A 12,171-nucleotide genomic window follows, 5' to 3' on the forward strand; every position below is an offset into this window, starting at 1 on the left:
CGCCCGCCACTTGAGGTATAGAACGTCACGCCGGTAACGAATTTACCGTTTCCGTAGGTTATCGTGTCGCCGTTATAGACCGAACTGATCGTTTCGCCGTTCACCATATCGCTTCCAGGCGAAAGAATACCGTCTTCGTTGTCATCCGTAAGCGTGACGGTAATGACCGTCACATTTACAGGTGTTCCGTTCGCAGGGTCAAAATTGTTGTCAAAGGTCTGTGCGGTGTAGGTTTTGGCCATCGGCTCACAATACAAAAAACTTAATAAATTATCTCTGAGCATAGGGCTTTTTGTAAAAGCTTCACAACAGTTTCCTATCTTGTGATGGTGTTCGTTCAATCAGAACTATGTGAACAGGAGTGGCGCCAGCGCGTAGGTTCACCCGTGGCGAGCGTTCATCCAGCTTTCAAGCGCGGTTTTCTGGTCATTGCTAAGCCGCAAGCCGAGTTTGGAGCGGCGCCAGAGGATATCATCGGCGGTTCGGGCGAATTCCTTGTTGATGAGCCATTCAACTTCGCGTGCGGTTAGGGTGGCGCCGAAATCTTGGCCGAGGTCGGCCACGGATTGCGCGCCCTCGAGCAGGTCGAAAGCTTCGGTTCCGTAGGCGCGCACGAGCCGCGCGGCCCAGTCAGATGTGAGGAAAGGGAAGGTCTTCGCCAGCTTTTCGGTAAGCGCCGCCACGCCATCAACGGGGAAATCGCCCCCAGCAAGAGGGACGCCAGCTGTCCAGTCGTCGGTGATCTGCGGGAAATGAACGCGCAACTTCTCCAGCGCGGATTCCGCGAGGCGGCGATAGGTGGTGATCTTGCCGCCAAAGACGTTGAGCACAGGGGCGCCCGCGGTTTCGTTGAGCTTCAAAACGTAATCGCGTGTCGCTGCTGAGTTGGAGCTTGCGCCGTCGTTAAAGAGGGGCCGCACGCCCGAATAGGTCCAGACGATATCTGATTTCGCAAGCGGCGTTTTGAAGTATTCCGAGGCAAAGTTGATAAGGTACTCTTGCTCTTCTTCGGTGCAGGTGGGCGGCGTATCGGCGGCGGCATGGTCGGCGTCTGTGGTGCCGATCAGGGTAAAGTCACGCTCGTAGGGGATGGCGAAAATAATGCGCCCGTCGCGGCCTTGAAAGAAATAGCTTTTGTCGTGGTCATAGAGCTTGCGGGTGACGATATGGCTGCCGCGGACAAGGCGCAGGCCGAAGGGGCTTTCGATATCAAGCGGGCCGGTGATGAGATCGCGCACCCATGGACCACCAGCGTTGACGATGGCGCGGGCGGTTGATTGGCGGGTTTCGCCTGTGTCTTTGTCTTGCAGCGTGATGTGCCAAAGGCCATCGATCACCTTTGCGCCGGTGACTTTGGTTTGGGTGTTGATTATTGCGCCACGGTCGGCGGCATCGCGGGCGTTCAGCGCGACAAGGCGGCTGTCTTCGACCCAGCAATCTGAATATTCGAACGCCTTTGTGAACTGCTCTTTGAGCGGAGTGCCCTCTGGTGCGTTGCGCAGATCGAGTGTTTTGGCGCCCGGAAGGATGTTGCGGCCTCCGAGGTTGTCATACATCAACAGCCCAAGTCGGATGAGCCAGTCCGGGCGGCGGCCTTTGAGCCATGGCATGACCACGGAGAGGAGTTTTGATGTTGGCGTATCGCTTTCAAACCGCATGTCGGGCGAGAGTGGCAGAACAAAGCGCATGGGCCAGCTGATGTGGGGCATTGCTCTGAGCAGGGTTTCGCGCTCGATCAGCGCCTCCCGAACCAGTCGAACTTCCCAATATTCCAGATAGCGCAGCCCGCCGTGAAACAGCTTGGTCGAGGCGGAGGAGGTGGCCGAGGCAAGGTCGTTCATCTCTGCGAGTTCAACCGAAAGCCCGCGCCCCGCCGCATCCCGCGCGATCCCGCAGCCATTGATGCCGCCGCCGATCACAAAGAGATCGACAGGTGCGTCGGAGGATTTTGCGGTTTCGGGCATGGTGCTGGTCCGTAAATGAGGAAAGCGAAATATGCGCGCATACGAACATGAAAACGGCTAAAACCGCAAGTGAATTATGTTCGTTTATGTTCCTTTTGCGTTTGAGGCTCAGGTACTCCGGCATTCTTTTGGGAGGTCGCGGCTCCATTTTTCCAATTCATGCAGGAACCCAAGTGCGGTGCGGCCAAAATCGGTGAGCTCGTATTGAACCGACACTGGCGCGGTATCCATGACCTCGCGGCTGATGAGGCCGTGGCCCTCAAGCTGGCGGAGGCGCTCGGCGATCATCTTTTTGCTCACGCCACCGATTGAACGGGAGAGCACGTTAAACCGCACAGGGCCATACTGGAGGTGCCAGAGAATCGAGCCGGTCCATTTGCCGCCGATGATCCGCATGCCGTCTTCGATAGAGCAGGGCTGTTTCTTTGATTTTGGCGAAGTCGTGCCGGAGGCTTGGGTATTTTCCATTATTTGCCCTCAATTTGTAGGTTACAAAAAGTATACTAGTTGCCTTTTGTTTCTTGCAAGCACAGATATGGCCTAACGCTGCCGATAGAGACAGCCGACACGAGAACGAAAGACATTGAATCATGCAAAAAATCTTGATCCTGAACGGGGCTGTGCCCCACAACAATTCCATCGAAACGCTAAACAGCAGCTTTGCCGAGCGCGCCCGCGACAATCTTGTGGGGCAGGGCCACGAGGTGCGGTTAACCAACATCGCGCAGGGCTATGACATTGATGCGGAGGTCGCGGCGCATGTCTGGGCGGATGCGGTTATTTTGCAATTCCCCGTGCATTGGATGGGATTGCCGTGGACATTCAAGAAATATTTCGACGAGGTATATACCGCCAACACCGATAACCTTTTGTTCACCAGTGATGGGCGCACAAACGCCGATCCAAAGCGAAACTACGGCATGGGCGGCGTTCTGACGGACACGCGTTATATGCTGTCGGTGACCTTTAATGCGCCAAGCGAGGCCTTTGATAATCCGGACGAGCCGTTCTTTGCGGGGAAATCCGTTGATGACATGTTATTGCCGGTTCACAAAACGCTACAGTTCCTTGGCATGAAGCCAACAGCGACATTCTCGGCGCATGATGTGGTGAAGAACGCAGAGATCGAGAGCGATTTTGCACGGTTTGATACGCGGATTGCCGAGTTTGCGGCCGAAGGGAGCGACGCAGCCGCCGCCTAAGCCAACCGCCAGAAACGAAAACGGCCACGCGCAGAAGCTACGCGTGGCCGTTGTTTTTTATGCTAAGAGCGACTTAGAAGTGCGCCGACTTTGTTGTTGAAGGAACAGACAGGGGCGGTGCGAACTTGGTTAGGTCGATGCCCTCGACGGCTGTTTTGTATTCCTCAAGTGTTGGCGTACGGCCAAGGATCGCAGCGAGAACAACAACCGGCGTGGACGCCAGCAGGGATTCACCCTTCTTCTCTGCGCTGTCCGCAACGACGCGGCCTTGGAACAGGCGGGTCGATGTGGCGAGAACTGTGTCACCTTTGGCGGCTTTCTCTTGGTTCCCCATGCAGAGGTTACAGCCAGGGCGCTCGAGGTAGAGGATGTTCTCATACTCGGTGCGGGCTTCTGTTTTCGGGAACAGATCGTCGAAGGTAAAGCCGGAGTAGCGCTCGAGGATTTCCCAATCGCCTTCTTCTTTCAGCTCGTCAACGATGTTGTATGTCGGGGCCGCAACCACGAGGGGCGCATTGAACTCGACCGTGCCGTTGGCTTTTTCGAGGTTCTTGAGCATTTGGGCCACGATCTTCATGTCGCCCTTGTGCACCATGCAGGAGCCGACAAAGCCAAGATCAACTTTTTTCTCGGCATTATAGTAAGAGACCTCGCGGATTGTGTCGTGCGTATAGCGCTTGGACACATCGGCGTTGTTGACGTCTGGGTCGGCAATCATTGGCTCGTCGATGGCATCAAGATCAACAACAACCTCTGCGAAGTATTTTGCATCGGAATCTGGTGTCAGGGCAGGTTTTGCGCCTGATTTGATTTCTGCGATACGGGCGTCGGCCTTGTCGAGCAGGCGCTGCAGCATGCCGTTTTCATGCTCCATGCCTTTGTCGATCATGATCTGGATGCGGCTCTTGGCCAGTTCCAGCGACTCGATCAATGTGTCGTCGTTGGAGATACAGATCGAGGCTTTCGCCTTCATCTCGGCTGTCCAGTCGGTGAATGTGAAGGCTTGGTCGGCGAGGAGGGTTCCGATATGCACTTCGATCACCCGGCCTTGGAAGACGTTGTCGCCGTGTTGCTCCAGCATCTGTTTCTGGGTGGCGTGAACCACATCGCGGAAGTCGAGGTGGTCGGCCATTTTGCCTTTGAACGTTACCTTGACCGACTCGGGGATCGGCATGGAGGCTTCGCCTGTGGCAAGTGCAAGCGCAACTGTGCCGGAGTCCGCGCCGAAGGCAACGCCTTTGGACATACGGGTGTGGCTGTCGCCGCCGATGATGATATCCCAATCGCTCACCGTAAGGTCGTTGAGGACCTTGTGGATCACGTCGGTCATGGCGTGGTATTCGCCTTTGGGGTCGCGGCCCGTGACAAGGCCGAATTCGTTCATGAATTTCATAAGCTTAGGCGTGTTGGCCTGTGCTTTTGAATCCCAGACCGAAGCCGTATGACAGCCGGACTGATAGGCGCCGTCAACTGACGGAGACACAACCATCGCCGCCATCGCTTCGAGTTCCTGAACGGTCATTGGGCCAGTGGTATCTTGAGAGCCGACAACATTGACCTTCACGCGCACATCAGAACCAGCAGAGAGGGTTTTGCCCTCGGCCACGCCGATTGCGTTGTTGTTGAAGATCTTTTCAACCGCTGTCAGGCCTTGGCCCTCGGCGGAAATCTCTTTGGATGGCGCAAACACCAACGGCGCCTCGACGCCAAGCGTTTCGGCCGCGAATGTCTGGAGTTTCTTGCCGAAGACGATGGCGTAAGAGCCGCCAGCCTTCATGAACTCCATCTTTTGCGGTGTGAAGGCGGAGGACACATCGGTCAGCTCTTCGCCGTCTTCGCTCAGGAGCTTGTGGGATTTGGTGTTGATCTTGAGAACAGTACCAGTTTCAACCGAATATTTCTGTTCAAGAACAGGGTCGCCGTTGTTGTTCAGGATCGGGTTGCCGTCTTCATCCAGCTTCTTGACCCAGTTCTTGAGGTCAAGGCCGATGCCGCCGGTCACGCCAACGGTTGTGAGGAAGATCGGCGAGATGCCGTTTGTTCCGGCCACGATCGGCGCATAGTTTACAAACGGCACATAGGGGCTGGCTTGCTTACCTGTCCAGAGCGCCACGTTGTTGACGCCCGACATCCGCGAGGAGCCAACGCCCATGGTGCCTTTTTCGGCGATGAGCATGACCTGCTTATCTGGGTGCTGGAGCTTCAGCTCGTTAATGTGCTTTTGCGCAGCTTCGGAGATGAGGCATTTGCCGTGAAGTTCACGGTCTGCGCGGGAGTGGGCCTCGGCACCGGGGGAGAGAAGATCGGTGGAGATGTCGCCTTCAGCGGCAACAAATGTCACCACTTCGATTTCTTCGTTTACGTCCGGAAGCTTGGTGAAGAACTCGGCTTTGGCATAGCTTTCGAGGATGTCTTTGGCCACGGCGTTGCCAGCTTCATAGGCAGCGCTAAGGCGATCTGTGTCGGCCTCATAGAGGAACACTTGTGTTTTCAGAACATCCGCAGCGTCCGCCGCAGTTTCCGCGTCATCGCCAAGGGCGAGATCAAGCAGAACCTCAACAGAAGGGCCGCCCTTCATGTGAGACAGAAGTTCGTAGGCAAATGCGGGTGTGATTTCAGGAACCTCGGACTCGCCAAGGATGATCTCCTTGAGGAAACGGGCCTTCTCGCCAGCGGCGCTCGTTGTGCCGGGGAGGGTGTTGTAAATAAGGTAGTTGAGCGAGTCGTTGCGATACGCGTTGTCGGTATCCTTGATCTGGGCAATCAACTCTGCGACAAGCGCGCCGTCATCAATAGGCTTAGGGCTCAGGCCCTGTTCTTTACGCGCGTCGATTTCTTTCAAATAGTCTGTGTACAAGCTCATGATGATCCTGGCGGTTTTGAGTTGGCTATCGCATCAACGCCGGACCTTCGGGCCATGACCCTTTACCCAGCGACTCTGATTGTATGCGGATGTATACCAAATCTCTCAGGGCTGCAAGGCGCTTCGTTTGCTCGCAGAACCGTAGGGCGACAGGCGCGTAACAGTGGGATTGCCAAACCTTGGATTTGTGGATCGGTCATGAGGGCTGCCGGCCCGGTGATAGGCCGGCAGTCTGTGTTGTTTATGGCTGCAGCATAATCTTGCCGCGGCGTCCTGGCTCCAATGCAGCTTTCATTGCTTCTGAGCATTGCGATAGCGGGAACTTTCCGCCGGTTTCGAGCGGTAGGTCGCCTTGAACGGCCAACCCAACCAACTCTCCGATGAGGCGGAAGCGGGTGTCGGGGTCCATTTCCTTGCTCACGCGCGATCCCCAGAAGCCTTTGACTGTGATGTGTTTCATAATCAATGCGCCAGAGGACACAGGCAGCGGCGCGCCCGTCGCGGTGCCGAAGATGATCAGTTCGCCATCAACGCCAAGTAGCTCAATAAGCTGTGCGCCGACTTCGCCACCGACGGAGTCAATCGCGGAGGTTGCGCCTGCTTCTCCGATCAACGCTTGTGCCTTGGCAACCCAATCTGGATCATCGGTGGACAATACGTTTTCGACGCCAGCGGCTTTGAGTTCATCAGCAGCTTCTTGGCGCCGCACGAGGTTTAGCAAATGGATACCGCGCGCTTTTGCAAGACCTGTCATGATCTTGCCGACGGCGCCATTGGCGGCTGTTTGCACGAGCCACTGTCCTTCGCTGACTTTGAGCGTTTCAAGAAGCGAAATTGCGCTGAACGGCATCGCTACAAGTTGCGCCCCTGCCTCATCAGGAATTGCATCTGGCAGCGGGAGGAGTGCTGCGGCGGGGCCGGTAAAGTACTCTGCCCAAGTGCCGTGAACGCCTGCGGCCACGACGCGTTTGCCAATGAGATCAGAAGCAACGCCTTCGCCCACCGCTTCAACGATACCGAGGGCTTCGGAGCCGCCGATCGCGCCGGGAAGCTCGGGTTTGTATCCATAGTTGCCGCGGATCGTCCAGAGATCGTGGTTGTGGATTGGAGATAGCAACATACGCACCAGCGCTTCTCCTGCGGCGGGTTCTGGTTTGTCGGTTTGACGCGCTGAAAGAACCTCGGCAGGTTCGCCGAAGCTATCGTGGATAGCAGCTAACATAGTATTTTCCTTTATTAAGAAGTTGTGTTCCCGATGGGGGAAAGGTGTTTCGTGGCCTCGTCTTTGGCCATGCGAAGAGGGGCGTCACTTTGGGCAAGTTTCGCAAGTACGGCCGCGCCAACCCATTTGGCATAGAGCATCCGAGCGGTTGTTTCGGGGTCTTCAAAGGCGCGCACGCTTCCGTCTTGTTCGCCTTCACGTAGAAGCTGTGCAAGGCGATCAACAAGGGCGTTCACGCCAGAGTCGAGAATTTCGCGCATGGTGTCTGAGAGATCGGCGACTTCAGCGCCGAGTTTAATCACAAGGCATTTCGTCGCGATTCCGGGCTGATCACCCTCGGCGAGCCATGCATTCCAGAACAGGTTGAATTTCTCTCCCGCAGTTTCAGGCCGCGCGATCAACGCATCAACGCGTTCGGTATACCCTTCAACGTAATCTTGAAGGAGCGCTGCGCCGAATGCTTCCTTGGAGGGGAAATAGTAATAGAAAGACCCCTTCGGCACGCCGCTTTCGGCCAAAATGCGCGAGAGCCCAACCCCAGAGAAGCCATGGCGCAACAGCAAGCTGCGCCCTGCGTCAAGAATTCGGCTCCGTGTTAAATCTGATTTACTTGCTTCTGTCATGTTCTGGCAGATAGTCAGTAATAGACCGGTCGTCTAGTAGTGATCGCGTTTTCGTGAAGAGGGAGGTTTGGCCATGCTGGCAGCGCCCTTTAAGGGAGCTAGTTTAGCGGAGAAGGCAGGGCTAGTTGCGGTATTTTAGCGGGGGTCGCGCATTTGCGTTGCGCCATGCTTTGGGTGGCTGACCGAATTTGCGGCGGAAGGCGTAAGTGAAATTTGAGGCGTTTGCGTAGCCAAGGCGGTGTGCAATGGTTTTTACGGCTTCGCCATGTCTGAGCGCAACGCAGGCCGCCTCAAAGCGCAGATCAACCAATGCTTGCCGGATTGTCACGCCGTGAACCTGAATAAAGGCGCGCTCGAGACGGTGGGTCGAGAGACCGACCATTACGGCGATCTCGGCAATGAGTGGCGGGTTGGCAAGGTTTTGGCGCAGAATGTCCATCGCTTCATGGGCGCAACGGATTTGAAATGCATCAACGGAATGTTCGACAATCGTTTCTTGCGCGGCCGCATACATAAGGTGCGACATGATCTGGAGCGTTATCCCTTCGGTCGCAATACGAGCGAGCGGTCCAGTGTCAGAGAGTTGAGCCTGTAGGGCGGCTCGAAGCGGGGCAGGGACGGTAAGCTTTTGACACAGGGTTTGATCGACCTGATCCCGCGCGAACGGTTTCAACTCGTTTGGAAGCGTGTCACCGAACCATCGCCCGATCACATCGAGATGCATATGAATACCAAAGAGCAGGATCGGGCCCGGAACCAGATCATAAACAACACTCTTATGTGCCAGACGGGTAAGCGATACGCTCTTCGCGTTCAGGTTCTGCCCATCTTGACTGGACATGGTAAACCCCCCGCGCAGGGCGATTTGGGTAAAGATAATCTCGGTGGATTTATCGGAGCCGACCTCAAGGTCTGTTTTCTCGGAGACGTCTACTTCGGTTTTGCGCCATCCAACTCCCGCGCCGGTCACGCCCGGATCCTCGTGAATCCGAACTTCAACGTCTCTGCTCGCATAGGCGAAATCTATGGGTGCATTTTTGGGATGCTCCCGTAGATTCAAATAGCCGCGAGCGGGCCTGGATGCCGTTTGTGTATTAATTTGCCTGTCCGTCCTGTTTTCGCACCCGAGATGCAATATTGGAATATGAGGAATTTCAACAATTTTCTGGATCAAACGCAAAATTCATTGGCGAAAATGTTGGATTTCAGCCGGTGCGGGTAAATTAGCATCATATTCTTTGAATGTATGTTTGCGCGTTCCCGTATCGAATGGAACGCGCGCTATCGTTTAGATTGCGTTGCCTGTCCGACGCTTTGATTGCCGCGAACCCCATATTTTATTGTGGATTACTGCAGTATTGGTTGCGGCGAGAGTCCAGAGAGGGCGGCCAGATTTGTAAACAAAAGCCGCGCTCTATGGCGAATGTGTCTAATTTATCAACTGTTGAATTTGGCAAACAATGTTGAGATCAAATAGTTAACATTGAGTTAAATTAGCTAACACTCTAACGTCACCCGAAAAAAGTACCCGCAATGTGGCAATTTCGCGCATTGCGATAGTTGAGAGTAACACAGTTTGCGGCGGGCTTGTCCTGCCGTTTTGTGATGTCGGGAGGTATATGGTTAACGCGATGATACATAAATCTGCGTGGCTTGGCGTTATGTGTGCGGCAATCGTGTTCATGACCGCAAAGGCATTTGCAGTGGAGCGTATGTTCGAGGATTGGGAACTAACCTGTCCGTCGGATGGGCGGATCTGTACGATTGCGACGACCAGCTTTGCAGAAGACCGCACTTGGCTTGCGACGTTGCGCCTTCAACCGAATGGTGTTGAGGGTGCGAACCTACCGTTGCAAATTCTTGTGCCGCCCCAAGTTCATTTGGCGTCTGGTCTTTTTGTATCTGTGAACGGTGTTGGCCAACGTCAGGCCGCGTACCAAGTGTGTTCCCCCCGCGCTTGTGATGCGCGCCTGACCCTTTCCGAAGATGACCTACTGGCGTGGAAGCGTGCGCGGAGCGCGCAAATCCGGTTTCGCCCAAACCCCGCATCTCCGCCCATTGAGTTCGAAGTTTCGCTCATGGGGCTGACCGCGGCAATAGACGCAGTGGACGAGGTGGCGAAATGATGAAGCAGGTCTTTAGAGTATGTGCCATTGTTTTGGCGATGGCTTGCGCGTTGCCCGCTGCGGCCCAAAGTTTCCGGCTTGAGGGAATTTCTGTTGGGTCTTCTAGTTATCTGGATGAGGCCGAGATAAACCGCGTCACCCAGAAATATATCAAGCGCAATATCACTTTTGATGATTTGCAGACGATGATCGGCGAGTTAAACGCACTCTATACTAAGTCCGGTGTTCCGACCGCACAGGCAGTTTTGCCGCCCCAAGAGATTACCAACGGCATTCTGGAGGTTTCGCTGGTCGAGGCTTCGATCTCCGAAGTGGTGTTTGAAGGGTTTGATTCAACGAACCCCGGCTTCCTTAGAAGTACCTTGGCGCTTGATGCCGGCATCAAACCGGACTTTGATGCGCTGGAACATGATCTCCTTCTCTATGATATAGCGCATGATATTTCGCCGCGCCTGACATTTGAGGCAGGAGAAGAGGCCGGTACGACACGCGCGATTGTCACCGCCGAAGAACCAGAGCGATATTCATTTACCACTTCCGTGGATAACTTCGGACGCGAAGAAACCGGCGTTGCGCGGCTGACGTTGTTTGGGCGGATGGCCTCGATGACGGGGGTGCGCGACACGCTTTCGGTTCAGGCCCAGAAATCCAGCGGCGCCTCTTCGGCCTCTGCGAGCTATTCACGACCCGTTGGAACCGAAGGCGGGCGCGTGATCGCCGCGGCGAGCTTTTCGCGGTCTGGCATCATCGGTGGTGATTTTCAGGGGCTTCGGGTGATTTCGGATTATGCCTCCGCGAGTTTGTCATTCCGACAGCCGGTGTGGGTACAGACAAATCAATACACGATGCTCGAGTTCGGTAGCTCGCTTGAAGCGACAAGCTCGACCATCACAGGAAAAAAGTTTGCCGATGTCGACCTTTGGGATGTTTTCGCGCAGGCGCGCTATCTTCGCCGCACAGCGCACTCGACCTTGGGATTTAGCGCGGGGATGCGCGCGGGGAATTCCGAAGCGCTTGGTACATCCCTGACCGAAGGCGATTTCTGGCTTCTATATGGTGACGCGCTCTATGGGCGGAACCTTGGCAAATCCGTCACCTTCAACGGCAATATCAACTTCCAGCTCGCGCCGGGCGAAAACCTTCCGGTTGCGCGCGTGTTTACGGCGGGGGGCATTGGCTCTGTTCGGGGTTACCCAAGCAATATCCGCGCAGGCGACAGTGGCGCGGTCGTGAACCTTCAGCTTTCGAAATCCACACCTTACCGGCCGGACTCTCTGCCCAAACTTGATGTCACCCCCTTCGGGTTCGTCGATATGGGCTTGGTTGTCCCGTACCGCCTTGATGGCGGGGTCGATATGGACCGAGATTTCATTGCCTCGATCGGCGGCGGCGCAACCGCGAAATACGGCGACCATATTAATGTGTTCGCCGTTTTGGGCGTTCCGCTTCGAAACACCTTGGGATTCTACAACAAAGGCGATCCCGACTTTTATCTCGGCTTGGATTACGCGTTTTGAATCCGGCCACCTTGTTTAACGACCATATGAATGGAGCTAACACCTAATGACGATCATAACCCGACTTGCTTTGGCCGCTACGGTAGCGCTTAGCCCGCTGACTGCATTTTCGCAGGATGCAGAGACAACAGAGGAAGCCCCCGTAGAAGCCGCTACGGATGTGGTGAACGGATCTGCTTTTGGCGACTGGATTGTCGATTGTCAGGCTCTTACCGCCAAGCGCACGGCCTGTCGTCTTATTCAGGAGCAAAGCCTGCGTGAAACGGGCGAGCTTGTTGCACGGTTTGTTGCGGTGCCGGTTGAAGATGGCGCCATTCTTTTGGCTCAGGTGCCCATGGGTGTCTATCTGCCGGGTGGCGCTGTGTATCGCTTTACCGAGAATGAAGAGGTCGAGCAGCGCGATATGATTTGGCAACGCTGTGCCGCTGACATCTGCGAGGCCGCTGCGCCGCTTGATGACGACGAGCTGGCGATTTTCGCGGAACATGACTCCTTGCTCTTTGGCTTCCGCCCAACAGCGGATGGTGAGCCTGTGATCCTTAACGTGGATATTTCAAGTTTCGCCGAGGCCATCGCGGCCCTGCGCGCCAATAACAGCTAGGCGATTACGCCTTCATACAAAGGTTCGGGGCGAGTGACGCTCAATTCGGCCCG

The 12,171-nt window shown here is 55.4% G+C and carries 10 protein-coding genes and 1 pseudogene; 4 read left to right on the forward strand and 7 right to left on the reverse strand.

Features of this window, described 5'->3' with window-relative positions; genetic code table 11:
* From OU789_RS16265 to OU789_RS16275, 3 genes and pseudogenes are all read right to left on the reverse strand, one after another.
* A pseudogene (locus OU789_RS16265) lies at positions 1-242 on the reverse strand (Hint domain-containing protein); the annotation flags it as partial.
* Positions 243-380: 138 nt separating this feature from the next.
* Complete coding sequence (gene glpD / locus OU789_RS16270) at positions 381-1,964, reverse strand: glycerol-3-phosphate dehydrogenase (RefSeq protein WP_274656792.1); 1,584 nt, start codon at positions 1,962-1,964, stop codon at positions 381-383.
* A 108-nt stretch (positions 1,965-2,072) separates the two neighbouring features.
* Complete coding sequence (locus OU789_RS16275; protein WP_274656793.1) at positions 2,073-2,432, reverse strand: winged helix-turn-helix transcriptional regulator; 360 nt, start codon at positions 2,430-2,432, stop codon at positions 2,073-2,075.
* A 122-nt stretch (positions 2,433-2,554) separates the two neighbouring features.
* Here OU789_RS16275 and OU789_RS16280 point away from each other — a divergent pair, with 122 nt between their 5' ends.
* Positions 2,555-3,166: an NAD(P)H-dependent oxidoreductase gene (locus OU789_RS16280; RefSeq protein ID WP_274656795.1), complete on the forward strand. Its 612-nt coding sequence runs from the start codon at positions 2,555-2,557 to the stop codon at positions 3,164-3,166.
* Positions 3,167-3,239: 73 nt separating this feature from the next.
* Here OU789_RS16280 and OU789_RS16285 read toward each other — a convergent pair whose 3' ends face one another.
* The 4 genes from OU789_RS16285 to OU789_RS16300 all read right to left on the reverse strand — a co-directional run bounded on the left by OU789_RS16285 (position 3,240) and on the right by OU789_RS16300 (position 8,844).
* Entirely contained in the window at positions 3,240-6,029 is a 2,790-nt protein-coding gene (locus OU789_RS16285) for a bifunctional aconitate hydratase 2/2-methylisocitrate dehydratase (RefSeq protein WP_274656796.1), read from the reverse strand.
* A 241-nt stretch (positions 6,030-6,270) separates the two neighbouring features.
* Positions 6,271-7,251 (reverse strand): zinc-binding dehydrogenase, encoded by a 981-nt coding sequence (locus OU789_RS16290; RefSeq protein WP_274656798.1) that lies wholly within the window; start codon positions 7,249-7,251, stop codon positions 6,271-6,273.
* 14 nt (positions 7,252-7,265) lie between these two features.
* The gene (locus OU789_RS16295) at positions 7,266-7,874 is read right to left on the reverse strand and encodes a TetR/AcrR family transcriptional regulator (protein ID WP_274656799.1); all 609 of its coding nucleotides are present in this window, start codon (positions 7,872-7,874) and stop codon (positions 7,266-7,268) included.
* 121 nt (positions 7,875-7,995) lie between these two features.
* On the reverse strand, positions 7,996-8,844 hold the full coding sequence (locus tag OU789_RS16300) for a helix-turn-helix domain-containing protein (RefSeq protein ID WP_274656800.1): 849 nt from the start codon (positions 8,842-8,844) through the stop codon (positions 7,996-7,998).
* Positions 8,845-9,505: 661 nt separating this feature from the next.
* Here OU789_RS16300 and OU789_RS16305 point away from each other — a divergent pair.
* The 3 genes from OU789_RS16305 to OU789_RS16315 are packed head-to-tail and all read left to right on the forward strand — an operon-like array spanning position 9,506 to position 12,118.
* Positions 9,506-10,000 carry an invasion associated locus B family protein gene (locus OU789_RS16305; RefSeq protein ID WP_274656801.1) on the forward strand — a complete coding sequence of 165 codons (495 nt, stop codon included), beginning with the start codon at positions 9,506-9,508 and terminating at the stop codon, positions 9,998-10,000.
* Positions 9,997-11,517 carry a ShlB/FhaC/HecB family hemolysin secretion/activation protein gene (locus tag OU789_RS16310; RefSeq protein ID WP_274656802.1) on the forward strand — a complete coding sequence of 507 codons (1,521 nt, stop codon included), beginning with the start codon at positions 9,997-9,999 and terminating at the stop codon, positions 11,515-11,517. Before OU789_RS16305 ends, OU789_RS16310 begins: the two co-directional genes overlap by 4 nt.
* A gap of 46 nt (positions 11,518-11,563) precedes the next feature.
* On the forward strand, positions 11,564-12,118 hold the full coding sequence (locus OU789_RS16315; protein WP_274656803.1) for an invasion associated locus B family protein: 555 nt from the start codon (positions 11,564-11,566) through the stop codon (positions 12,116-12,118).
* Positions 12,119-12,171 lie beyond the last annotated feature (53 nt).

This window comes from Halocynthiibacter sp. C4 (genome assembly GCF_028823805.1).
Classification (GTDB): Bacteria; Pseudomonadota; Alphaproteobacteria; order Rhodobacterales; family Rhodobacteraceae; genus Falsihalocynthiibacter; species Falsihalocynthiibacter halioticoli.